This window comes from Pseudochrobactrum algeriensis, from assembly GCF_018436245.1.
Taxonomy (GTDB): Bacteria; Pseudomonadota; Alphaproteobacteria; order Rhizobiales; family Rhizobiaceae; genus Pseudochrobactrum; species Pseudochrobactrum saccharolyticum.
The window spans coordinates 308,273-331,890 of sequence record NZ_CP075361.1 but is presented as its reverse complement, the minus strand read 5'-3'; the positions used below and the strand labels follow the sequence as shown (position 1 = coordinate 331,890).

General features: G+C 52.8%; 21 protein-coding genes. 8 read left to right on the top strand and 13 right to left on the bottom strand.

What is annotated here, in order from left to right:
- Positions 1 to 54: 54 nt before the first annotated feature.
- From KHQ09_RS03630 to KHQ09_RS03610, 5 genes are all read right to left on the bottom strand, one after another.
- A complete protein-coding gene (locus KHQ09_RS03630) occupies positions 55 to 1,491 on the bottom strand; it encodes an amidohydrolase family protein (protein WP_238481556.1) in 1,437 nt (478 codons plus the stop codon).
- A gap of 70 nt (positions 1,492 to 1,561) precedes the next feature.
- Entirely contained in the window at positions 1,562 to 3,154 is a 1,593-nt protein-coding gene (locus KHQ09_RS03625) for an ABC transporter substrate-binding protein (protein ID WP_213596361.1), read from the bottom strand.
- A 60-nt stretch (positions 3,155 to 3,214) separates the two neighbouring features.
- Positions 3,215 to 4,117, bottom strand: coding sequence for an ABC transporter permease (locus KHQ09_RS03620; RefSeq protein WP_213596359.1), 903 nt, complete (start codon positions 4,115 to 4,117; stop codon positions 3,215 to 3,217).
- On the bottom strand, positions 4,114 to 5,055 hold the full coding sequence (locus tag KHQ09_RS03615) for an ABC transporter permease (RefSeq protein WP_075654174.1): 942 nt from the start codon (positions 5,053 to 5,055) through the stop codon (positions 4,114 to 4,116). The genes KHQ09_RS03620 and KHQ09_RS03615 overlap by 4 nt, the downstream gene beginning before the upstream one ends.
- A 60-nt stretch (positions 5,056 to 5,115) precedes the next feature.
- A complete protein-coding gene (locus KHQ09_RS03610) occupies positions 5,116 to 6,741 on the bottom strand; it encodes an amidohydrolase (RefSeq protein ID WP_213596357.1) in 1,626 nt (541 codons plus the stop codon).
- 946 nt (positions 6,742 to 7,687) lie between these two features.
- Here KHQ09_RS03610 and ccoN point away from each other — a divergent pair.
- The 8 genes from ccoN (at position 7,688) to ccoS (ending at position 15,977) form a co-directional block, all read left to right on the top strand.
- A complete protein-coding gene (gene ccoN, locus KHQ09_RS03605; protein WP_022710270.1) occupies positions 7,688 to 9,325 on the top strand; it encodes a cytochrome-c oxidase, cbb3-type subunit I in 1,638 nt (545 codons plus the stop codon).
- 14 nt (positions 9,326 to 9,339) lie between these two features.
- Positions 9,340 to 10,071: a cytochrome-c oxidase, cbb3-type subunit II gene (gene ccoO / locus KHQ09_RS03600; RefSeq protein ID WP_022710271.1), complete on the top strand. Its 732-nt coding sequence runs from the start codon at positions 9,340 to 9,342 to the stop codon at positions 10,069 to 10,071.
- A gap of 11 nt (positions 10,072 to 10,082) precedes the next feature.
- Entirely contained in the window at positions 10,083 to 10,241 is a 159-nt protein-coding gene (locus KHQ09_RS03595; protein WP_022710272.1) for a CcoQ/FixQ family Cbb3-type cytochrome c oxidase assembly chaperone, read from the top strand.
- The gene (ccoP, locus tag KHQ09_RS03590; RefSeq protein WP_022710273.1) at positions 10,234 to 11,097 is read left to right on the top strand and encodes a cytochrome-c oxidase, cbb3-type subunit III; all 864 of its coding nucleotides are present in this window, start codon (positions 10,234 to 10,236) and stop codon (positions 11,095 to 11,097) included. Before KHQ09_RS03595 ends, ccoP begins: the two co-directional genes overlap by 8 nt.
- Positions 11,098 to 11,438: 341 nt before the next feature.
- Positions 11,439 to 12,995, top strand: coding sequence for a cytochrome c oxidase accessory protein CcoG (ccoG, locus tag KHQ09_RS03585; protein WP_213596355.1), 1,557 nt, complete (start codon positions 11,439 to 11,441; stop codon positions 12,993 to 12,995).
- Between the two features lie 15 nt (positions 12,996 to 13,010).
- Entirely contained in the window at positions 13,011 to 13,562 is a 552-nt protein-coding gene (locus KHQ09_RS03580) for a FixH family protein (protein ID WP_213596353.1), read from the top strand.
- A complete protein-coding gene (locus tag KHQ09_RS03575) occupies positions 13,559 to 15,805 on the top strand; it encodes a cation-translocating P-type ATPase (RefSeq protein ID WP_213596351.1) in 2,247 nt (748 codons plus the stop codon). Before KHQ09_RS03580 ends, KHQ09_RS03575 begins: the two co-directional genes overlap by 4 nt.
- 4 nt (positions 15,806 to 15,809) lie before the next feature.
- Positions 15,810 to 15,977, top strand: a complete 168-nt coding sequence (gene ccoS, locus KHQ09_RS03570) for a cbb3-type cytochrome oxidase assembly protein CcoS (RefSeq protein WP_022710276.1) — start codon at positions 15,810 to 15,812, stop codon at positions 15,975 to 15,977.
- 66 nt (positions 15,978 to 16,043) lie between these two features.
- Here the strand turns inward: ccoS and phnN are convergent, their stop codons facing one another.
- From phnN to phnL, 8 genes are all read right to left on the bottom strand, one after another.
- Positions 16,044 to 16,595, bottom strand: coding sequence for a phosphonate metabolism protein/1,5-bisphosphokinase (PRPP-forming) PhnN (gene phnN / locus KHQ09_RS03565; protein WP_238481555.1), 552 nt, complete (start codon positions 16,593 to 16,595; stop codon positions 16,044 to 16,046).
- A gap of 35 nt (positions 16,596 to 16,630) precedes the next feature.
- Positions 16,631 to 17,785, bottom strand: a complete 1,155-nt coding sequence (locus KHQ09_RS03560) for an alpha-D-ribose 1-methylphosphonate 5-triphosphate diphosphatase (protein WP_213596347.1) — start codon at positions 17,783 to 17,785, stop codon at positions 16,631 to 16,633.
- Positions 17,786 to 17,900: 115 nt separating this feature from the next.
- Positions 17,901 to 19,268 carry a phosphonate ABC transporter, permease protein PhnE gene (gene phnE, locus KHQ09_RS03555; protein ID WP_213596345.1) on the bottom strand — a complete coding sequence of 456 codons (1,368 nt, stop codon included), beginning with the start codon at positions 19,266 to 19,268 and terminating at the stop codon, positions 17,901 to 17,903.
- Positions 19,269 to 19,271: 3 nt separating this feature from the next.
- Positions 19,272 to 20,237: a phosphonate ABC transporter, permease protein PhnE gene (gene phnE / locus KHQ09_RS03550; protein WP_213596343.1), complete on the bottom strand. Its 966-nt coding sequence runs from the start codon at positions 20,235 to 20,237 to the stop codon at positions 19,272 to 19,274.
- A gap of 68 nt (positions 20,238 to 20,305) precedes the next feature.
- Entirely contained in the window at positions 20,306 to 21,223 is a 918-nt protein-coding gene (phnD, locus tag KHQ09_RS03545) for a phosphonate ABC transporter substrate-binding protein (RefSeq protein ID WP_022710281.1), read from the bottom strand.
- Between the two features lie 46 nt (positions 21,224 to 21,269).
- Positions 21,270 to 22,124, bottom strand: a complete 855-nt coding sequence (gene phnC / locus KHQ09_RS03540; RefSeq protein ID WP_213596341.1) for a phosphonate ABC transporter ATP-binding protein — start codon at positions 22,122 to 22,124, stop codon at positions 21,270 to 21,272.
- A 162-nt stretch (positions 22,125 to 22,286) separates the two neighbouring features.
- Positions 22,287 to 22,901 carry an LbetaH domain-containing protein gene (locus KHQ09_RS03535; protein ID WP_022710283.1) on the bottom strand — a complete coding sequence of 205 codons (615 nt, stop codon included), beginning with the start codon at positions 22,899 to 22,901 and terminating at the stop codon, positions 22,287 to 22,289.
- Complete coding sequence (phnL, locus tag KHQ09_RS03530; protein ID WP_213596339.1) at positions 22,898 to 23,617, bottom strand: phosphonate C-P lyase system protein PhnL; 720 nt, start codon at positions 23,615 to 23,617, stop codon at positions 22,898 to 22,900. The genes KHQ09_RS03535 and phnL overlap by 4 nt, the downstream gene beginning before the upstream one ends.
- Between the last annotated feature and the right edge of the window lies 1 nt (position 23,618).

The window sequence follows — 23,618 nt, the reverse complement described above, 5'->3', positions numbered from 1 at the left end:
GAAATCTCCAAGCCGGTCATATTTCCATATGACCGGAATATTGCTTTGGCCAGTTTAACTCAGGCCGGAAAATGAATGCGGGGCATAAGCAGTAACGGGGCGTTTCGCCCAGTCTTCCTGCGGTGCCCGTTGAACTGTGCGTTGCTGTGCGGCGTGGAGCTCTTCGGCGGCCTGCTCGAAATCAATCGTCAGGCAGCGGCCTTTCTCGACCACTTTGTCCCCGCCGACATAGACCGTATCCACGGCGCGTTCGGCTGCGGCATAGATCATGCTGCGGATCGGATCATAGCCCGGGCGCATCATCGGATGCGCGAGATTGACCAGCACCAGATCGGCATTGCAGCCTGTTTCCAAGCGACCGATATCATCACGTCCGAGAAGATCGGCACCACCCACAGTTGCTGCGGTGAAAATCTCACCGGAGGTAACGGTGCGCGGGTTTTCAGCCATCATCCGCGCCACGTAACCGACATGGCGCATCTCTTCGAGCATATTATGCGGATAGGTATCGGTGCCGATACCAAGGCGCACACCTGCGCGCAGATAACGGCCAAAATCACGCATGGCTATGCCACGGCGCATAAACACAGTCGGGCAATGGGCTACTGCTGTGCGCGTTTTCACCAGCAAATCAAGATCGCGGCGCGTATACCAGCTATTGCGCGGATAATCATCGAGGAATATCCCGTGACTGACAATGCTGGTCTCGCCCAATACATTAAGCTGCTCCAGCCATTGCACAGGCGAAACACCGTGACGGCGGGTGATTTCATGAAACTCTACGGTCGATTGTGCGGCATGAATCTGCCACGGAATTTTGCGGCGCTGTGCTTCCGCATAGCTCTCTTTGATCAGGCCTTCGCTGCAAGTGTCGATCTGTGCCGGACACAGCATCGAGAACAGACGGCCGGATGAATGCGCTTCAGCGGCATCCACCATTTCCAATGCCTGTGCCATGGCTTTTTCACCAACGGCCTCGTCCCATTCATATTCAACCACATGGCCGTTTTTGGTGTACCAGCGCGCGGTGCGGAACATTGGTGTAATGCAAACACGCAGACCGCTCTGCCCTGCCAGATCAATCCATGACGGATGCGCAACGGAGAGATCGGCCAGTGTTGTGACGCCGGATTTCAGCAGTTCCGCATAAGCGACTTTCCATGCAGCCTCTGCACCCTCCGCATCCGGACGGATAATCGGCATAAATTCATAAAGCGCGGAATTATACAGACCCGGAGAACCGAGCTCATCGAGAATACTCTTGTTCAGCGGCTCGCTTGCAGGGTGGGAATGGATATTGACAAGACCCGGCATGACCATAAAGCCACGGCCGTCCTGTTCTGCATCAGCAGCACCGGTATAACCTGTACCAACAAAAGTCAGCTTACCGTTTTCAAAAGCGACATCGGCATTTTTCACATAGATATGGCTTTGGCTGTCCTTATCCCATGCAACGACAATATCCGCGTTTCTGATAACTGTTACACTCACCGCATCACTCCCCTGCGCCTGAATTACAGATTGTGCAGGCGCGGCTCATGAGCCGCGCCTGTTTTTGTCTTTAGCGTTTCAGAGAAATATCCAGACCTTTATAGATACCGGCACCATAGATACCGTGTGCCTTGGCACCCTCCACGCGGTCGCCGGCGATCAGCCACATTGGCTCGGACGACAGAGTGACCCAGACATTGGCCTCGGTCAGATTACGCTGCAGGGTTGCCAGCGCTTCGTGACGTTCTTCCTTGCTGGTGGTGGTTGCCGCTTTACGGATCAGCTCATCCGTTGCCGGATCTTTCCAGTTCATGCGGTTTGGTGTCGGGGCCTGACGGCTCGGGAAGTAGAGACCAATCGCTTCAAGGGCAGTCAGTGCAGGATAGTTCATATAGAACGCATCAAATTCCTGCGTTGCCATCTTGCCCCAGCCGACAGTTGCATCCCAGAGCTGGATTTTCATGTCGATACCGATCTTGCGCAGATCAGCCTGCATGGCCTCACTCACAGTCGGGTTGGTTGCATTGCGCAAACCATAAACAAGGAACGTGGCTTTCTGGCCGTCTTTTTCACGGATGCCGTCGCCGCCCATTTTCCAGCCGGCCTCGTCGAGCATTTTATTGGCTGCATCCTGATCGAAAGCAGGCATCAGTTTTGCGGATTCAGGATCGAAATCAATAATCGCCGGATTAACGAGCGACTTCATTTCCTTACCATGACCGAAATACACCGCCTGAGTGATTGCCGCTTTATTGGTCGCCATATTCACGGCTTTACGGATCACCGGATCGGACACCACAGGCTTGTCGATCTTGAAGCCCATGAACATGTCGTAGATGTAGTTTTCCTGTTTGGAAACATTAATGCCCGGCATGCTTTCCATCGTGGTCAGCGCAATCGGCGGCATATAATAGGTCATGTCTGCCTGACGCGCCTGAATTGCGGCCATCAGAGTATTGGCTTCAGGGATCACGCGCCAGACGATTTCATCAACCTGCGGGCTTGGATTTTTATAGAATGACGGTCCCCATGTGTAATTCGGGTTTTTCTTGAGCTTCAGTTCCTGACGCGGCTGCCAGCTGACCCAGCAATAAGGGCCGGTGCCGTTGAAGCCCTGCACGCCGAAATTCTCACCGAGCTTCTCTACGGTTGCTTTGTCCACAATGGTCGAGAACGGCATGGTCAGCTGCGGCAGAAGATCGGAATACGGCTCTTCCAGCTCATAGATCACTGTGTAATCGTCTTTAGCGGTTACACTCTTGACCTTACCGCCACGGAAGGCAGTCGGTGAGCGTTTTTCCGGGTTTTGCCAGCGCTCAATCGTATAGACTACATCGGCAGCCGTCATTGGACGGCCGTCGCAGAATTTCACATCCTTACGCAGGTTGAAAGTATAGGTCTTACCGTCTTCGGATACCGACCATGCTTCCGCCAGACCCGGTTTGACGGTTTTCATGTCAAAATCGAGCGAGACCAGCGTGTCACCCAGCATCGCCATGACTTCAACCATAGCTGTTGCAGTGGAGCGGATCGGATCGTAATTATCCGCATCGATCACGCGCAGGATCGACAATGGCGCCTTGGTCTGGGCATAGGCTGCACCGGACAAAACGGCACTGGCAGCAACACCGGCGACGAGAGTGGCAGTCAGATATTTTCTCATTTTAGTCCTCCTGATGAGGCGCCCACTGTTCTGTGCAGTGATCCGCCGCCAAAAATGATTTTATTTACGTAATTTCGGATCGAGCGCGTCACGGAGGGAATCCCCCAGCACGTTAAACGCCAGAACGATAATGAAGATCACCAGACTTGGCAGAACCGAGACATGCGGTGCGAAGAACAGGAAGTTACGCCCTTCCGATGCCATGGCACCGAGTTCCGCTGTCGGCGGCTGTGCGCCAAGGCCGATGAAGGATAGTGCCGCACCGAGCAGGATCACCTGTCCGAAACGAAGCGTTACAAACACGAAGATCGATGACAGACAGTTCGGCAGCACATATTTGAAAATGATGCGGCTGTCGGACATGCCGAGCGAATGCGCGCTTTCAATGTAATCCTGCTGCAACACGACAATCGCACCGCCGCGCACCACACGCGCCATCAGCGGCACGGTTGCAATCGACAGCGCAATGATAACGGCAGTGAGACCCGGCCCAAAGATTGCGGCAATTGCCAAACCGAACAAAATAGCAGGAAAAGACAGCAGCACATCCATGAAGCGCATCAGCAAGCCGCTCCAGCGGGTGTAATAAGCGGCCACAAAACCGATAATCCCGCCAACCACACACCCGAAGAACACCGAGACAAAGCCCATGAACAGCGTGGTGCGGATACCATAGAGCAAACGCGTAACCATGCCACGCCCCTGCCCGTCAGTGCCGAGCAGATAGCCTGCTTCACCGATTGGCTTCAGCATCATGCCGAGATTGCCGCCATAGGGATCTTCCGGTGCCAGCCACGGGGCGAACAGGCCACAGAACAAGGTCAACACCACCAAAGACAAAGCGATGACAGAGCCGGTATCGGAGAGCAGCATGCGCAACACGCTGACGCGCTTGAAGGCAATTTCCTGCTCTGCCGGTTGCGCTGCATCCGCAACAGTTGTTTTTGCAAGGCTGGTCATCATGCACCTCTCACACGCGGATCGAGCACAGCGTAGAGAATATCAACGCCCAGATTGACGAGAATAAAGCCGAGAGACATCACGATAATCGTGCCCTGCGCCATTGGCAGATCGCTGGACAAAATCGCACCGACTGCCAGACGACCAATACCCGGCCATGAGAACACCGTCTCAACCACCACAGCACCGCCGAGCAGGAAGCCAATCTGCAAACCGATCAGTGTCACCACCGGCACCAGCGCATTGCGTAGCGCGTGACGGGTGACAACTTTGCGCTCTTTCAGACCTTTAGCGCGTGCGGTGCGGATATGATCCGCACCCAGCACATCCAGCACCGATGTACGCGTCATACGGGCAACAGGGCCGACAAACACACCGCCCAGCGTGATCGCAGGCAGAATGATGCTGGTGAAGCCTTCCCATGTCCATAACGGCCCGAGGCGACCGGTAAATGGCAGGATCGGATATTTGAAGCCGAACAGCCAGACCAGCACCAGACCGAGAAAAAACACAGGGATAGACACACCGGCAACAGACACCGCCATGATCGAACGATCCAGCAGCGAGCCGCGATAATATGCACCGACTGTGCCGAGCAGAATGCCCAGAGGAATTGCCCAGATCAGGGATGCAACCATCAGCTCCAGTGTCGGGCCGATTGTGGCACCGAGTTCCTGCGAGACCGGCACATTATTGATGATGGAAACGCCGAGATCGCCCTGCATCAGGCGGCCGATATAATAGAAGAACTGTTTCCACAAAGGCTGATCGAGACCGAGATCACGGCGGATAGCCTCAACCAGTTCCTGTGTCGCGGTAGGCCCTGCACGCACCTGTGCCGGATCGGTCGGCACCACCTGCATCAGCAAAAAGCCGAGCAGCAGCACACCGAACATGACCGGTAAAGCGAGAAGCAGACGTTGTAACGTGTGCCGAAGCATGAAATTGCCTTTCTCTGGCTGTCGGTTCAAGGCGCGCTAACGCGCCCCGAACCTGAACAGTTACACCTGCCGCTCGAAAACGACTTTGCCATCCAGCACGGTCATATCGCAGACCACATCGCTGCGGATTTCTTCCACGTCACAGGTGAAAATATCCTTCGACAACACAGCAATATCCGCCGCCATACCTGCCACCAGACGTCCGATGTCCTGTTCCGCAAACTGCGTATAGGCGCCGAAATGCGTGTAAGCGTGAATGGCTTCTTCCCGTGTCAGACACTGGTCTCCGCCGATCACCGAACCGACCTTGGTCTTGCGGGTGACGAGCGTGTAGATATTCTGGAACGGATTGGTGGAGGTGACCGGCGCATCGGAAGACGCAGCCGGATGCAAACCGGCATCCACCCATTTGCGCATCGGATAGGATGCATGGGCGCGCTTTTCGCCCAGATTGGCAACGTAAAGATCGCCAAACTCATAAATGAACATCGGCTGCGGTACCGGATCAATCCCGGCTTTGGCCATCCGCTCAATCTGCCCGTCGCTCAGGAAGCCGCAATGTTCAATACGATGACGACGGGTTTTAATTGGATGTTGCGCACTGTCGGCATTCTCAATACCGGACAGTACCTGTTCAATCGCCGCATCACCAATCGCATGAATGGCCAGCTGATAGCCAAGCTCATGATAATGCTTGAGGGACTTGTGCATTTCCGCATCGGAATAGCAGAAAATACCAAAATTATTCGGATCGCCTGCCACATAAGGCTCACTCATAGCGGCTGTCAGACCACCGGCACTGCCATCCGAGAAAACTTTCATTGCGCCGTAGCGCAAATTGCCTGTCTGACGTTTAGCGCGGAAACCCTGTGCATGAGCCTGATCGCCGATACCGTCATGATTGCCATAAATGCAAACCCATGTGCGGATCGGCAGATTACCGCTTGCTGCCAGTTCTTCATAGGCATGAAGTTCTTCCATGCCGTAACCCATGCCCACAGCGGCATCCATCACTGAGGTAAAACCCTGCGAAAGCATGAATTCCGCAGCGCGGGTAATCGCAGCTTTCAGCTCATCACGGCTCAGTGGCGGGATTTTATCCGTCACCACACGCATACCGGATTCTGCCAGCAGGCCGGATAATTTGCCGTTGCGCTTTTCAATCAGACCACCGGACGGACTTGGTGTGTCATGGGTAATATTTGCCAGACGCATGGCCGCGCTGTTGGCGATACCAACGTGACCGCAGGTGCGGGTGATATAAACCGGATGATCGGGCGCAATCGCATCCAGTTCCTCAATCGTCGGATGGCGCTGTTCACTCAGCTCAAAATGATCATAGCCGCCGCCACGGATCCATTCACCCGCCGGTTTCACAGCTACTTCCTGCGCAATACGTTTGAAAATCTCCTCGAGACTGCGCACGCCTGATTCAGGGCGCAGATTGATCTCGTTCATACCTATGCCAAGCATAAGAAGATGCATATGGGCATCATTGAGTCCCGGCACCGCAACACGTCCGCCCAGATCGACACGTCGTGTCTTTTCACCGGTCAGTGCTTCAATCTCAGCTGTAGTGCCGGTTGCCAGAACCTTACCGTCAGCAATTGCAAGCGCCTCAACAAACCCTTCATTAAGGCCGCAAAAAATCCGCCCGCCCGCAAGGACGAGATCTGCATATTCCATACTCTGTCTATCTCCCAGCACCCTGCCTTCAAGGAAGACAAGACATAATTCAGCGAGCCCTACCGATATGAAGATCGGGAAGGTTAATGATTGAGCTGAGGAAAAGCCTCACTCATACGAGATCCGGTGGCTTTTTTATTCCCCTGTACTGTTCGGTTACTCCCGGGCTTTTGACCGGTCAGTCCGTCAGCAGTTATTTTTGTTTGTTAAGAACATGCTTGCAAAAAACTGGTACCAAAGCAAGAGCCCGCGCCGCAAATGTTGACAATTTACCAGACGAAAATTGCATAAATTGATAGCAATTTTGCATAATGAAAAACATTGGCAACGTAACTATCAATGCCAAACTGGTACTGTTTTCTGTGATTTTTCCTGCACAAACAGCTCTGTAGAGATGAGAATCATTCCAGACTGGAGCGATCCGAGCCCCTGCTGTACTTTGCAGTACCATTAAAACCGGCGCCTAAGCGGCCACCGGCACAGCCTCAGCGACAATCAGCCCCACCCTGCGCAGCAAGACACAACGCACCTGTTCCGGCTGAATTTTCAAAGCTTAAACGACTATTCCCCGATCCGGTTCAGAACTGAAAAATCTAAATAATTTCCTACATTTATTTCAGAAATTTCTGTAAATACAGCAATAAAGATATAAGAATTTATCAGGCAACTATATGATATTTATAGAAAATTCTACATATCACATTGTCATAATTAAATTATTTCGCAAACAACAAAACCCGAAGCCATTATCTCCGTCAATATGCTGCGAATTAGCGGAAAATCACGCAAAAAACGCTTCATTTATACATGCCCTGTCACCGGCCGTACTTGATTTAAATCAATGACTAAATTTTTCCGTCGCATATAATACCCGCTATATTGCTCGAATTGCAGGCATTTCTGTAATTTGCGGGCAGGATAAGTTGCGCGCGCGAGGGGATTTTTCATGAATTACGCTGCGGGAATTGTAATCTCCGGGCTCGGTGCTTTTTTAGCACTGCTGGCCGCGGGGTTTACGCATGATCCATTATTCAGAAGCCATATGTGGGTTCTGTTTTTCACTCTTGTGATTTTTACAGTCTTACTGCTGCGTAATGCAGATTACAGTCTGAAGCCTGTGAAGGAAGATCAGTCCGTTTATATGGACGGTCCGATCCGTTACGGTGTCATTGCCACAGTATTCTGGGGTGTTATCGGCTTCCTCGTTGGTGTTTTCATTGCTGCGCAGCTCGCATTCCCTGATTTGAATCTGGGACCATGGCTAAATTTTGGCCGTGTCCGCCCTCTTCACACATCAGCTGTTATTTTTGCCTTCTGCGGTAACGCCCTGATCGCCACTTCTTTCTATGTGGTGCAGCGTACCTGCCGTGCGCGCCTTTTCGGCGGCGATCTGGCATGGTTCGTTTTCTGGGGCTACAACCTGTTCATCGTCATGGCAGGCACCGGCTATCTGCTCGGCATCACCCAGTCGCGTGAATATGCTGAACCGGAATGGTATGTCGATCTCTGGCTGACCATTGTCTGGGTTGTCTATCTCGTGATCTTCATGGGCACGCTGATGAAGCGTAAAGAGCCGCACATTTATGTGGCCAACTGGTTCTACCTCTCCTTCATCATCACCATTGCCATGCTGCATGTGATCAACAATCTGGCAATTCCGGTCTCTTTCCTCGGCGTGAAAAGCTATTCGGCTTTCTCCGGCGTGCAGGATGCGGTGACCCAGTGGTGGTACGGCCATAATGCCGTGGCCTTCTTCCTGACCGTGCCGTTCCTTGCGATGATGTATTATTTCGTGCCGAAACAGGTCAATCGTCCGGTCTATTCCTACCGCCTGTCGATTGTGCACTTCTGGTCGATCATCTTCCTCTATATCTGGGCCGGTCCTCACCACCTGCATTATACAGCGCTGCCGGACTGGGCACAGACACTCGGCATGGTCTTCTCCATCGTTCTGTGGATGCCGTCCTGGGGTGGTATGATCAACGGTCTGATGACGCTTTCCGGCGCATGGGATAAAATCCGTACTGATCCGGTTGTCCGTCTGATGGTTGCTGCTATTGCCTTCTACGGTATGGCGACCTTCGAAGGCCCGCTGATGTCGGTTAAGGCCGTTAACTCGCTGTCGCACTATACAGACTGGACCATTGGTCACGTTCATGCGGGTGCGCTCGGTTGGAATGGTATGATCACTTTTGCGGCCGTGTACTTCCTTGTACCGCGCCTGTGGAACCGTGAGCGTCTCTATTCTGTGCGCATGGTCAACTGGCACTTCTGGCTGGCTACACTTGGTATCGTGCTCTATGCCGCTTCCATGTGGGTTGCCGGTATCCAGCAGGGTCTGATGTGGCGCGAATATGACGATCAGGGCTTCCTGGTTTACTCCTTCGCCGAAACAGTACTTGCAATGTTCCCTTACTATGTCATCCGTACACTTGGCGGCACGATGTATCTGGCGGGCGGACTTGTGATGGCCTGGAACGTCTACAAGACCATCAAGGGTGATCTGAGAGAGGAGGCCGCAATTCCGGGCTCGACACCAATCTCAGACACCAATACCGGCCCGTATTTGAAACCGGCAGAATAAGGAGCAGGTGAGTTATGTCTATTCTCAAAAAACACTCGCTGATTGAAAAAAACGCTACTTTACTGCTGATCGGTTCGCTGGTTGTGGTCACTGTCGGCGGTATCGTGGAAATTGCCCCGCTGTTTTACCTGCAAAACACCATTGAGAAAGTAGAGGGCATGCGCCCCTACTCTCCTCTGGAGCTGGCAGGCCGTGACATTTATATCCGCGAAGGCTGCTATACCTGCCATTCGCAGATGATCCGTCCGTTCCGCGATGAAGTGGAGCGCTACGGTCATTACAGCCTTGCAGCTGAAAGCATGTATGACCATTCGTTCCAGTGGGGCTCGAAGCGTACAGGGCCTGATCTTGCCCGTGTCGGCGGCCGTTACTCGAATGAATGGCATGTTCAGCATCTGATTGAGCCGCGCGATGTGGTGCCTGAATCGGTTATGCCGAGCTATGCATTCCTGATGAACACGCCGCTGAATATGTCCGGCATTACCGGCAATCTGAAAGCCAATATTGCTGTCGGCGTGCCTTATAATCAGGAAATGGTCGACAATGCATTGGCGGATATGAAAGCGCAGGCTGATCCGGAAGCCGATACAGAGGCTCTGCTTGCCCGCTACCCTAAAGCCAAGACCGGCGATTTCGATGGCAATCCGAAGGTTGTCAGCGAAATGGATGCACTTGTTGCCTATCTGCAGATGCTGGGAACTCTGGTTGATTTCTCAACTTACGACCAGTCACCGAAGTCGCGTTAAGGAGGTTCATCATGGATTATACGACCATGCGCCACTTTGCCGACAGCTGGGGGCTGTTAGGCATGTTCCTCTTCTTCCTCTTTGTTGTCTTCTTCGCCTTCCGTCCAGGCAGCAAACAAGCTGCCGATGCTGCGAAAGCCATTCCGTTCAAGGACGAAAACAATGACTGATAAGCAAATTGACGATGTAACAGGCGTTGAAACAACCGGCCACGAATGGGACGGCATCAAGGAACTTGATAATCCGATGCCACGCTGGTGGCTCTATGCCTATTATGCAACCATTGTCTGGGCGATTGCCTATACTGTTGCCTATCCGGCATGGCCGCTCATCAACGGCGCCACTTCCGGTCTTCTGGAATGGTCGAGCCGTGGTGATTTCTGGAAAGAAAACACCAAAATTCAGGGTGAACGTCAGGATATTCTGGCAGCTATTAAAGAAAAATCCGTTCAGGAAATTATAGCTGATCCGCAGCTCAACCAGTTTGCAATTGCAGGCGGTGCAGCGGCATTTCGTGTGAATTGTGTTCAGTGTCACGGTTCCGGTGCACAGGGTGCCCCAGGCTATCCGAACCTGAATGATGATGACTGGCTGTGGGGCGGTTCTATTGATGAAATCCTGCAGACTGTACGCCACGGCGTGCGTTCCAAGGATGACGAAGAAACACGCATCTCCGAAATGCCTGCCTATGGCGACATTCTTGAGCCGCAGCAGATCCGTGATGTGGCAGCCTATGTCACCAGCCTGACATCGACACCGCATGATGCAAGCCTGATACCCGCAGGCAAACAGGTTTTTGCTGAAAACTGCGCTGCCTGTCACGGCGAAAATGCCAAGGGCAATAAGGAATTCGGTGCGCCAAATCTGACCGATGCGATCTGGTTCTACGGTTCCGGCGAAGCGGAAATTGCCAAACAGGTGAGAAATCCCAAGCATGGCGTAATGCCTGCATGGGAAGGCCGTCTGGGTGACACAACTGTGAAACAGCTGGCAATCTATGTCCACTCTCTGGGTGGCGGTGAGTAAAAACGCCCTGTTTCAAGTCATGGCCGGCCGGTGTAAAATATTGGTGTAAAATATTCCGGCCGGTGCTCAAAAAATCAGCAAGCCCAGCAGATATAATCTGAAAAACGGGGCTCTGATGAAACCTTAGAAACTCAGTGCGGATTTCTGTTCCGATAACCGGAACCCGCTCTGAGTGATTTGAGTGCAGTTTTATAAGACCATTTCAGTTTTCAGACTGCCCTTAAGCATTCCGCGCTCAAATGCCCTCAATGAGTGCAGTGTTAATGCGATGAAATAAAGAATCTAGAGCAAGCGCCATACTCCAATCTGAACGCAAACAGCTCTAGCCCCCGGAGTGTACCATGTCAGATGTTGGTGAATTTGAACGTATCGATGCGCAGGCGGTGAATTCGTCTGAGAAACGCGGCTCTCTGTATGCCGCGCGTGTCAAGGTTTTCCCGAAACGAGCGAGTGGTGATTTCCGCCGCTTCAAGTGGATTATCATGTTCATCACACTCGGCATTTACTATCTCACGCCATGGCTGCGCTGGGATCGCGGGCCTTACGCCCCCGATCAGGCTGTCCTGATTGATATTGCACATCGCCGCTTCTACTTCTTCTTCATCGAAATCTGGCCGCAGGAATTCTACTACGTTGCCGGTATGCTGATTATGGCCGGTATCGGCCTGTTCCTTGTTACCAGTGTCGCGGGGCGCGCATGGTGCGGCTATACCTGCCCGCAGACCGTATGGGTTGATCTGTTTCTGGTTGTTGAGCGCGCCGTTGAAGGCGACCGCAATGCACGTATCAAACTCGACAAATCCCCGATGACGGCCAATAAGCTTGTAAAACGCGTCACCAAACATACAATCTGGCTGGCTATCGCCGTTATGACCGGCGGTGCATGGATTTTCTATTTCGCAGATGCACCAACATTGCTGATGGAATTTGTGACCGGTCAGGCCGCAATGGTCGCCTATATCACTGTCGCTATTCTGACCGCCACCACCTATGTTTTCGGCGGGCTGATGCGTGAGCAGGTCTGTACTTATATGTGTCCTTGGCCGCGTATTCAGGCAGCCATGCTCGATGAAAACTCGCTCACAGTGACCTATAATGACTGGCGCGGTGAGCCACGCACCCGTAATTCCAAAAAAGCCATTGCTGCCGGTGAGAGTGTCGGCGATTGCGTGGATTGTAATGCCTGTGTGGCCGTCTGCCCGATGGGTATTGATATCCGCGACGGTCAGCAGCTGGAATGCATTACCTGTGCGCTGTGTATTGATGCCTGTAACTCGGTTATGGACAAAATCGGCAAGCCGCGCGGCCTGATCTCCTATTCCACGCTGTCCGACTATGATCTCAATATGGCGCTGGCGACCAATAACGGCACAACACCGATTGAGCCGACACGGATTTATGAAGCTAAAAACACCTTTAATGACAAGGTGCAGCAGCTGAAAATGTCCAAGATTTTCCGCCCGCGCAGCCTGTTCTATTTCTCGATCTGGGCACTGATCGGTGTAGCGCTGATTACAACTTTGCTGATGCGCGAACGGATCGGCATCAATGTGCTGCAGGATCGTAACCCGCAATATGTGTTGCTGTCTGATGGTTCTATCCGCAACGGCTATACGGTCAAACTACTGAACATGGTCAATGAACCACGCCAGTTTGAGTTGATTATTGACGGCCTGTCACAGGCAGAAGTGCATGTGGCCGATCAGGCAACAGACGGTTCAGGGCGCCATATTTTCAACGCCGAACCGGATCGTCTGAAAACCCTGAAAGTGTTCGTTGTCCTGCCTAAGACCGCAGTCCCTCCGGGCAGCACACCATTCACCATGACAGTCCGTGATGTTAACGGAACCGAGTCAGCAACCTATAAAGCCACTTTCATTGCCCCTGAAAAGCGCTGATAACGGAGAAACGTGATGATCAAGCAGAATACGTCTTCCCCTGCCCCTCAGGGACGCGAATTTACCGGCTGGCATATGCTTGCGATTATGATCGCTTTCTTCGGGGTGATTATTATCGTGAATGTCATTATGGCCACATCAGCAATCCGCAGCTGGTCCGGCCTTGTTGTCCAGAACTCCTATGTTGCCAGTCAGGAATTTAATGAAAAATCCCAGCTCGGCAAAGAACATGCCGCGCTCAACTGGAAACAAAATCTGGATTATAAAGACGGTATTGTCAGCTATAGCCTGACCGATGCTAATGGCGCGCCGGTCAAAGCGCTTGGCGCAACGGCTGTTTTCCGCAGGCCAGTGAATGAAAAAGAAGACCAGATCCTGAATCTGATGCCTGCAGGTAATAATGTGCTGACCGCAGAAGCCGATCTGAAAGACGGAAACTGGGTAGTTGAAATCAATACCTATGCCGGACTTGATCTGCCTTACCGTCAGGTCAACCGTGTGAATATTGCCGGTGGTAAATTCACCATCACCGCAGACAACCAGCCGACACAAGGATCAGCGCAATGAGTTGCTGTGGTTCCGGCATTCAGTTTTCAGCTGCGGATTATCGTCCGGAAGAATTACTGCTGGCCAGCCGCACACTCGGCGATGGCCAGCGTCAGCTTGACCTGTCTGTTCCCTCAGTTCATTGCGGATTGTGCATTCAGACTGTTGAAACTGCGCTGAATGCTTTGCCTGAAATCAGTTATGCGCGTGTTAATCTTTCATCCAAACGGGTATCTGTCCGCTGGAAAGACGGGATTGAACCGCCGCATGTGATTGATGCTTTGCAGAGAGCCGGTTACCCCGCCCATATTTTTGAGCTCGGTGATGATAAAGATCCGCAGCTTTCCCGCCTGCTGATCGCGCTGGCTGTCGCCGGTTTTGCCTCGATGAATATCATGTTGTTTTCCGTGTCGGTCTGGTCCGGCGCGGATGCCGCAACGCGCGATATGTTCCACTGGCTGTCCGGCCTGATCGCACTGCCGACTTTGGTCTATTCCGGCCGGATTTTCTATATGTCCGCATGGAACGCGCTGAAACATGGCCGCAGCAATATGGATGTGCCGATTTCGCTGGCGATCACCCTTGCTTTTGTGATGAGTGTGTATGAAACGCTCAATTCCGGCCAGCATGCTTATTTTGATGCTTCAGCAACATTGCTGTTTTTCCTGCTGATCGGCCGCACTCTGGATCATGTGATGCGCGAACGCGCCCGCTCTGCAGTGAAAGGTTTAAGCCAGCTGGCCGCACGCGGTGCCGTAGTGATCGGCGATGACAACCAGCACAGCTTCATGCCGATTGCCGATATCCGCCCGTCTATGCGCATTATTCTGGCCGTTGGTGAGCGCGTGCCTGTTGATGCTGTAGTTGAAAGCGGCCGTTCTGATCTCGATTGTTCAATTGCGACCGGTGAAAGTGTGCCGGTTCCGGTGACACAAGGATCGAAAATCCGTGCAGGTACCATGAACCTCACCGCCCCGCTGACCATTAAAGCCACCGCCTCTGCTGATAGTTCTTTCCTCGCGGAAATGGTGCGCCTGATGGATGCCGCAGAAGGTGGCCGTGCCCGTTACCGCCAGCTCGCAGACCGTGCTTCCGCACTTTATGTGCCGCTTGTCCACACCACTGCATTTCTGGCTTTTATCGTCTGGCTTTATCTGAGCGGCGACTGGTACAAATCCACCTATGTCGCGATCACCACGCTGATTATTACCTGCCCTTGTGCACTGGCTCTGGCTGTACCGATTGTGCAGGTTGTGGCCGCACGTCGCCTGTTTGAAAACGGCATCATGGTCAAAGACGGTTCCGCGATGGAACGTATGGCTGAAATTGACAGTGTGATGTTTGACAAGACCGGCACGCTGACACTCGGCCAGCCACAGCTCATGGAGCGCGGCAATCTCGATCAGAATGCGTTGGAACTGGCCGCCGAACTGGCACTCTATTCGCGTCACCCGCTGTCGCGTGCATTGACCGCCTTCACCAATCCGGCAAAAAACATCCGTTTTGATCTGATTGAAGAGGTCAGCGGTGCCGGTATCGAAGCCCGTATGGGGCAGGATATTTATCGTCTTGGTCGCCGTGACTGGGCAGTTGAAGATGTTTCACAGGACAATGCCAGCACCGGCACGGAAACCGTTCTGAGCCGCAATGGTACTTTGCTGGAAGCGTTCAGTTTTGAAGACAGTCCGCGTGATGATGCTGCGCGCTCTGTTCAGGCGCTGAAAGATGAAAAACTCAGTGTTGAAATTCTCTCCGGTGACAAAGAAAAAACAGTCAGTGCCCTCGCCCGTCAGCTTGGTATTAAGAAATACCGCGCAGAAATTCTGCCTGCCCATAAATCAGAACTGGTGACCGAGTGTACCAATGAAGGCCATAAAGTGCTGATGGTTGGTGACGGGCTGAATGATGCGCCTGCGCTGATGTCTGCCTATGTATCGATGGCACCGGCAACGGCAGCGGATATTGGCCGCAATGCTGCGGACTTCGTGTTCCTGCATGACAGCCTGACAGCGGTGCCGCTGGCAGTGGCAATCTCCCGCGAGGCAGGCAAACTGATCCGCCAGAACTTTGCATTGTCACTGATCTATAATATTATTGCCGTACCCATTGCGCTGTTCGGCTATGTCACGCCTTTGATTGCAGCGCTCTCCATGTCGCTGTCTTCGATCCTCGTGGTCAGCAACGCCCTTCGCTTGAAGGCAGGTAAAAAACAAGGCCAGAAAGCGGCCTCTCCTTTAAGCCTGCTGAAGCGACAAAAGGCCTGAGATTATGAATATATTGATTTTCCTCATACCCATTGCCCTGTTTTTGGGCGGCATGTGGCTCGCAGCATTTTTATGGTCACTGAAAAGCGGGCAATATGAGGATATGGACGGAGCCGCCAACCGGATTTTCCTGCCGGATGACGATGACAGGCCGGCACCGGAAAAACCATAAAGATCAGGGCAGTTTCGTTTTCCCGAAACTGCCCTGAATTATTTTCATCGCATAGTTAAAGCCAAATCAGCCGCGGCAGGTATTCAACTGGCTGGTAAAAGCCTCACCCGCTGCGGCAACATCACCGGAATTATCAATCACCCAGACCGGTACATCACCGGCTTCAACCGGTTCCTGACGCTGCAAGCGCAGCGCAATGGATTCCGGTGTTTCGCGCCCGCGCGATGCAAGACGTTGCGCCAGCACTTCCGGAGTTGCGGTAATATGGGCAATCGCCACACGCGGGAAACGCGCGGCCAATTGCGGCAGAACACGGCGGGACAGATTGGCAATCACCACACCGCCATTTTCAATCACCTGCTCCACCGAGGCAGGCAGACCATAATAGAGGCCATGTGCCTGCCAGTGCATGCAGAATTCTGACCGCTCAACCGCTTCCAGAAATGCCGTTTCGGTCAGTGTATCATGATCTTCCGTATTGCCATGGGCATCACGGGTCACGACGCGGCGCACAAAATGATAGCTGCCATCCTGCGGCAAATGCGTGCGTGCATAGTCGATGATTGTGTCTTTGCCCGCACCGCTCGGCCCCACAACGGCAACAAAAATACCGGTCATTCCATTCATTCCGTCACTCAATATTGCAACCGCACTCAGAGTACGCGCTGCCCTTCCCGCCATACTGAACGTACCACCGGTATCGCATTCTGAATATGAACGCGAACCATATCAGCCCGCTTGCCCGATGCAAGTGTTCCGCGGTCAGTAAAACCGACAGCTTTAGCCGGATTGCGGGTAACCAGATTGATCGCCTGCGGCAGCGTATAGCCATCAACCAGTTGCGGCAGTGTATAAACTGCCTGCACAAGGCTGAAAGGAATATAATCGGACGACAGAATATCGAGATGACCGGCGGAAGCCAGATCACGCGCCGAGACATTACCGGAATGGGATGAGCCGCGCACGATATTCGGTGCGCCCATCAGCACAGCCATACCGGCTTCTTTCGAGGCTTTGGCAGCTTCCAGCGTTGTCGGGAATTCGGCCACATGAATACCCTGCTCAATCGCTTCATCCACATGGGCAAGTGTCGCATCATCATGGCTGGCAAGCGAAATACCCTTGGCCTGACAACGGGCAGCAATTTCTTTGCGGAAACGGTCTGCATGAGCCACAGATTCCGCCACACGACGATCACAGAACGCATCAAACTCGGCCTGTGTCATTTTCTGCTTGCCCATATAGTAGGTCTTATAGGCCTCAAGGCTGGCAAACTGGCGCTGTCCCGGAGCGTGATCCATGAGGGAGGCAATCTTCACCTGAGGATTGTGCTCAAACAATTCAAACGCATCGAGGCAATTCGGTGAAGACACTTCGCAGCGCAAATGCAGATAATGGTCTGCACGCAAGCGGCCATTGTTCTGACCATCAGCAATCGCATCGGCAAGAAGCACCATGTCATCGGAATTAATATCGGTATCGCCGTCAAGACCAACGCGCAGAGCATCAAATACTGTAGTGATGCCGGAAGCAGCAATCTGTGCATCATGCGCCATCAAGGCCGCATCGGCGTTCCAGCGTACTTTCGGGCGCGGCGCATAATGCTGTTCCAGATGATCGGTATGCAGTTCCACAACACCCGGCATCAGATAATCGCCACCGAAATCTTCACCGCTAATGCCATTGCCAGAGCTGATATCAGCGATTTTTCCGTCACGAATCTGGATCGTGCCGGTGATAACTTCATCCTCGAGGATGATGCGGGCATTTTTAAAAACGATATCGGAAGGGCGCGTGTCGCGTGTCATCGAAATTATGCTTTCCTACAAAAAACAACCATGCTGCATGATCGGATCACGCAGCATGGCTGTGGCCTACAGGAGTTTTGTGACAATCAGACAACGCTGATTTGAAGTTTTTGTCTCATTTCTGTGAGACGCGGCGATCACCGGTCAAACGTGAGCGCAGCGCATTGGAAATGGCATCGAATACAAACACCACGATCAGAATGAGGATCACCATATAGGCGACATTTGCCCAGTTGGAGTTGGTGCGCATGGCTTCCCAAAGTTTCAGACCGATACCACCGGCACCCACCGCACCGATAATCGTTGCCGAACGGGTATTGGACTCCCAGAAATACAGCATCTGACTAAGGAAGACCGGCATCACCTGCGGAATAACACCGTAGCGCTGCACATTGGACGGTGATGCACCAACCGATTTCACACCTTCACGCTGTTTATCATCGATATTTTCCAGCGTTTCCGAATAGAGTTTACCCAGCGTACCGGTATCGGTGAAGAAGATCGCCGAAATACCAGCCAGCGGCCCTGGTCCGAAAGCACGGGTGAAGAACAGCGCCCAGATAAACATATCCACCGAGCGCAGGAAGTCGAACAGGCGCTTGGTAATCTGATTGGCAAAGAAGTTCGGCGTGATATTACGCGCCGCAATGAAAGCCAGCGGCAGCGCGAGCATACCAGCAAACAATGTACCGACAAAAGCCATGACAATCGTCTGCAGCATCTTGATCCAGACATCGCCGTGCTGCCATTCCGCATTGTTCCAGATATTGTCAAAAGCCAGCGACAGATTGGACATTTCCGGTTTGATACGCTCACCGGAGACGATCAGCGAGGCGACCTCACCAGCTGATTTGCCCCAGAATGGCGAATTGGTATCGAACACAAAGTTCGGCCAGCCGAAGAAACGGCGATTGACGGTGATACGCTCCGGCATGATACGAGCTTCACCGGAGAAACCGAAATCCACCTGCACTTCGTCATTTTTCAGCAATGCCCAAGACGGCAGCGGCTTATCATCAACAGGTCGGGCAGCATCGGCATCAATGCGCACATTCAGCACTTCGCCGCCATGCTCTACGACAACCGTATTGCCACTGAGATGCAGCGCTTCAGAGCTGCCGAAAATCACACTGGTGCGGCCGTTTGCCTGCTGCACCCATTCCGGATCAGGATTCTTGCCCAGTACCGAAAAGCGCGGATAGGTAACTTTTGCCTCATCACCATTCAAACCAGTGTTTAGGCGAATGGTCGGGCGCACTTCATAGGAATACCACTGACGGGCAGTAATACCGGCGCGATCCCACTGCCCCTCCGACAACACGGTGCCAATGGCAAAGAACCACCAGCTATAGGCCATATAAAGCACGATACCCAGACCGATCAGCGGCAATGTATAGCGTTTGGAAAACGGGCGGCGAAAGACCTGCGGATAGCGGTTTTCGTAATCAGCAATCTGAGCGGCGTTTAAAGTCAAAGCTGTCATTTTTTACGCTCCGAACTGAAAGGCCTGAGCGCCGACAAGACGGCCGCGCAGCCATGCAGAGGTCTGATCCACCGCAATGATTGTAACGAGCAGCAGAAACACAATCGCCAGTGTTTTTGCCTGATGGCCATGACCGATCGACAGGCGCAATGCCTCACCGATACCGCCGCCGCCAACCGCACCGATAATGGTGGATGCACGGACATTGATCTCGAAACGCAGGAAAGCATAGGACATGAAGTTCGGCATGACTTGCGGCACAATGCCGAAGCCGACACGCTCAAACCAGTTGGCACCGACGGCACGCAGACCTTCCTCGGCCTTCATATCGGCATTCTCAACCACTTCGAAAAACAGCTTACCCAGCGCACCGATCGTATGAATACCAACCGCGAAAATCGCAGGAATTGGCCCCAGCGAGAGAATAGCGGCAAAGAAACCGGCAATCACGATCTCAGGGAAAGCACGCAGGATTTCCATATAACGGCGCACGAAGAAACGCAGTGCGCGGCTGGTTGTCAGGTTTTTAGCCGCAAGAAAACACAGGATGAAACCAAAGAAAAAGCCGATCAACGTTGCCATCATGGCAATATTGAGCGTCTCCAGCATTTTGTAGAAATATTCAGGAATATAGAAAACGCTGCCGAACAGATAGACGCGGCCTGCCTCATAATCATATTTCTGGCTACCGTCGAAATAAGGTGACGGCAGATCAAACAAAGCCCGCCAGACTTCCCAGCCGTCACGCGGCACCATATCACCGACGAAATCGAAGAAATGCGGCAGACGCTCCCAGAATTTACCGGCATTGCTTTCATTGGCGAACCACAAAGATGCGGAGAGCGCCAGAAACAAACCACCGATAATCAGCAGCGTATAGGTACGACGTCGGGAGGACAGCTCCCGCCAGTGCTGCTCGACCAAAGCGGCTTCACCGGACAGGGATGGCTTAGAAACAGAATGGGTCATCGGGCCCGCCTAAAAAGGATACAAAAATGCGGCCAGCATCATTCTTTGACACTGGCCGCAACTTAATCTTACTGACCGATCTGCGACTTACGTGCGTCGATAACCGGCTGGTAGAAATCTTTGTTCACTTCGATATAGGACTTGAAATCGCCGCCCATTGTGGAAGCAAAGCACTCCGGATCAGTCTTTGGCAGATCCATCATATAGGTTTTGAACTTGGCTTTCAGATCAGCATCAATGGCTGTGCGGATAACGATCGGGCCGTTCGGGATCAGCGGGGATTTCCAGACTTCTGTGAAGTCTTTCATGTCGATCAGGCCTTTGTCGACCATCTTGCGCAGGTTACCGGATGTGTAACCTTCATCGAAGCTGCCAACGCCGGAGCCGAAAGTTGTACCGGCATCAAACTTGCCGTCTTTTACAGCCAGAACCAGATTTTCATGGCCGCCGCCGAAACCGGTTTCGCTGAAATAATCTTTAACTGTCGCGCCATCGAGATCTTTTGGCAGCGAGGTTACCGGAATGAGATAGCCGGAGGTTGAATCCGGATCAGCAAAACCAAGCTTCTTACCTTTCATATCGGCAACAGTCTTGATGCCGCTGTCTTTACGGGCAACCATGATCGAATAATAACCGGTCGAACCATCGGTCTGTTCAGTGGTCAGGATCGGCTCAACAGCATCTTCTTTGGTCAGATAGATTTTGGCATAACCGGAAGCGCCAAGCTCTGCATAATCCAGTGTGCCGCCGAGCAGACCCTGAATAACGCCGTCATAGTCGGCAGCAGGAAACAGTTTAACTTCCTTAACGCCGATTGCCTTTGGCAGCTGGTCAATAATGCACTGGTAATTGCGCAGACGGTCAGCTTCGTTTTCGCCGCCGATAATACCAACGCGGAACACTTCAGGCTTATCTGCCTGCGCTGCGGTTGCGGTTGCCACTGCGGACAGCGCAACGGCGCCGAGCAAAAGCTTCTTGAAGGTCATGAACCATTCTCCTGTTAAACGATTATCGTTTGGTTTTGGATGAGTGTTACTGTGCGTCTGCAACGAGCTTTGCGACCTGTCGTGCCACTTGCGGGCTGACCGGAGCTTCCGGTGCAGGCTGCTCCAGAGCTGTTGAAGTCACAGCTTCCGAGAAGCTTTCATCATCGGCTTCGGCACCATAAATGCGGCGCGCTGCCAGTTGTGTGAGTTCAGCCGGTGTTCCGTCGAACACAACGCGTCCGCCCTGCATACCTATGATCCGGTCGCAATAGGTGCGTGCGGTATCCAGCGTGTGAAGATTGGTGATAACTGTCAGGCCTTCGCGCTTATTGATGTCGCGCAAAGCGCTCATCACCACCTGCGCATTGCGCGGGTCAAGCGAGGCAATCGGTTCATCTGCGAGAATAACTTTCGGGTTCTGCATCAGCGCGCGGGCAATCGCCACGCGTTGCTGCTGACCACCGGACAATGTTCCGGCAGGCTGCAAGGCGGTTTTGACAATGTCCAGACGCTCGATATTGGCGATAGCCTGTGCGCGCTCTTCACGGGAGAAAATGCCCATCAGGCTTTTAACTGTAGAACGTTGATTAAGACGGCCGAGCAGCACATTGGTCAGCACATCAAGACGTGGCACCAGATTGAACTGCTGGAAAATCATTGCGCAATCACTGCGCCAGCGGCGCAGCTCAGAACCGCGCAGACGCGACACGTCCTGATCTTTGAAAACAATCGAACCGTCCGATGTATCAATCAGACGATTAATCATTCGCAACAAAGTGGATTTACCGGCACCGGATGCGCCAATGATCCCCACCATCTGGGCCTGCGGGATTTCCAGATTTACATCTGCAACCGCAGTATTGCCGCCAAAACGACGGGTTACATTTTCAAGCTTCAGCATCAGCGCCCTCTATCAATTTCCCTGCGAAATTAGGCGCGTGATATGAAATGAAAATGTAAGTTAGATTACACTTCCATGAAAGTTCTGAATCAGATTTTTGACAAAAAAGCCGCCGGAAATTCCGGCGGCTCTGTTCTGCGATTGGATTCAGCAGCTTGGCTATCAGCCGCCGTGCTTTTCAAGAAAAGCTTCAATTTCAAGCTTGCGGAAATCATCCAGTGCATCACGCAGGCGCTGATGATCCCAGTCCCACCACGCCAGAGCTTCCAGACGCTCGACAATCGCATCGGAAAAACGCTGACGAATGAGTTTGGCAGGCACGCCGCCGACAATCGTATAAGGCGCCACATCTTTGGACACCACAGCACCAGAGCCGATGACCGCACCATTACCGATTTTAACACCGGGCAAAACGGTCACGCCATGCCCCAGCCATGTATCATGACCGATGGTCACTTCATGAGCGCGGCGCCATTCAAAGAAATCCGCTTCCTGCTCGGCATCCGGCCAGTAATCATTGGCGCGATAGGTAAAGTGATGCAGTGTTGCGCGCCACATCGGATGATTGGTGGCATTGATACGCACCGAAGCGGCAATATTCGCAAACTTACCGATCTTGGCGCACCAGACCATGCCGTCGCGCTCAATATAGGAATAGTCACCCATTTCCGTTTCAGAAATACGACAACGGGTACCAATTTCCGTATAGCGGCCAAATGTGCTGTCGGAAATTTCCGTATCCGGATGGATAAACGGCTGTTCTGACAATCTGGTCATGCATCTGCTCCCTGACGTACATAACCCGGAGCAAACTCGGTCACGTCGATGATGCGGTCAGCCACAGCCTCACGCACATCTTCATCATGGAAAATGCCAAGCATCGCCACGCCTTCTGTTTTTTTGCGACGGATCAACTCCATAACAACTTCACGGTTTTTGGCATCGAGCGAAGCGGTCGGCTCATCAAGCAACAACACCGGATGATCGGTGATGAAACCACGGGCAATATTCACACGCTGCTGCTCGCCACCGGAGAACGTGGCTGGCGGCAGATCCCACAGGCGCTGCGGCAGGTTGAGCATAGCCAGTAATTCACGGGCTTTGTCCTGCGCCTGCTCACGATCAACACCACGGGCAAACAACGGATCAGCCACCACATTCAGCGCGCTGACACGCGGCACAGTGCGCAAAAACTGGCTGACATAACCAATCGTATCACGGCGCACAGCCATAACCGTGCGCGGATCAGCCGAGGCAATATCAATCTGCTTACCGTGATGGCGCAGAATGATCTGGCCTTCGTCCACGGCATAATTGCCATAGACCATTTTCAGGATCGAACTTTTACCGGCACCGGACGGGCCACCGAGCACAGCACATTCACCGGCTTTCAGCGCAAAGAATACATTTGTCACCACCGGCAGCGCAATACCGCCCTGCAAATGCATGGTGAAGCTCTTTGCCACTTCCGAAACAATAAGAGGCATAGTCATG

Bases quoted from the DNA above. Each gene is read 5' to 3' on its own strand.
- KHQ09_RS03625 (WP_213596361.1), bottom strand. From the start codon at position 3,154: ATGAGAAAATATCTGACTGCCACTCTCGTCGCCGGTGTTGCTGCCAGT.
- KHQ09_RS03620 (WP_213596359.1), bottom strand. From the start codon at position 4,117: ATGATGACCAGCCTTGCAAAAACAACTGTTGCGGATGCAGCGCAACCG.
- KHQ09_RS03615 (WP_075654174.1), bottom strand. From the start codon at position 5,055: ATGCTTCGGCACACGTTACAACGTCTGCTTCTCGCTTTACCGGTCATG.
- KHQ09_RS03610 (WP_213596357.1), bottom strand. From the start codon at position 6,741: ATGGAATATGCAGATCTCGTCCTTGCGGGCGGGCGGATTTTTTGCGGC.
- ccoN (WP_022710270.1), top strand. From the start codon at position 7,688: ATGAATTACGCTGCGGGAATTGTAATCTCCGGGCTCGGTGCTTTTTTA.
- ccoO (WP_022710271.1), top strand. From the start codon at position 9,340: ATGTCTATTCTCAAAAAACACTCGCTGATTGAAAAAAACGCTACTTTA.
- KHQ09_RS03595 (WP_022710272.1), top strand. From the start codon at position 10,083: ATGGATTATACGACCATGCGCCACTTTGCCGACAGCTGGGGGCTGTTA.
- ccoP (WP_022710273.1), top strand. From the start codon at position 10,234: ATGACTGATAAGCAAATTGACGATGTAACAGGCGTTGAAACAACCGGC.
- ccoG (WP_213596355.1), top strand. From the start codon at position 11,439: ATGTCAGATGTTGGTGAATTTGAACGTATCGATGCGCAGGCGGTGAAT.
- KHQ09_RS03580 (WP_213596353.1), top strand. From the start codon at position 13,011: ATGATCAAGCAGAATACGTCTTCCCCTGCCCCTCAGGGACGCGAATTT.
- KHQ09_RS03575 (WP_213596351.1), top strand. From the start codon at position 13,559: ATGAGTTGCTGTGGTTCCGGCATTCAGTTTTCAGCTGCGGATTATCGT.
- ccoS (WP_022710276.1), top strand. From the start codon at position 15,810: ATGAATATATTGATTTTCCTCATACCCATTGCCCTGTTTTTGGGCGGC.
- phnN (WP_238481555.1), bottom strand. From the start codon at position 16,595: ATGACCGGTATTTTTGTTGCCGTTGTGGGGCCGAGCGGTGCGGGCAAA.
- KHQ09_RS03560 (WP_213596347.1), bottom strand. From the start codon at position 17,785: ATGACACGCGACACGCGCCCTTCCGATATCGTTTTTAAAAATGCCCGC.
- phnE (WP_213596345.1), bottom strand. From the start codon at position 19,268: ATGACAGCTTTGACTTTAAACGCCGCTCAGATTGCTGATTACGAAAAC.
- phnE (WP_213596343.1), bottom strand. From the start codon at position 20,237: ATGACCCATTCTGTTTCTAAGCCATCCCTGTCCGGTGAAGCCGCTTTG.
- phnD (WP_022710281.1), bottom strand. From the start codon at position 21,223: ATGACCTTCAAGAAGCTTTTGCTCGGCGCCGTTGCGCTGTCCGCAGTG.
- phnC (WP_213596341.1), bottom strand. From the start codon at position 22,124: ATGCTGAAGCTTGAAAATGTAACCCGTCGTTTTGGCGGCAATACTGCG.
- KHQ09_RS03535 (WP_022710283.1), bottom strand. From the start codon at position 22,901: ATGACCAGATTGTCAGAACAGCCGTTTATCCATCCGGATACGGAAATT.
- phnL (WP_213596339.1), bottom strand. From the start codon at position 23,617: ATGACTATGCCTCTTATTGTTTCGGAAGTGGCAAAGAGCTTCACCATG.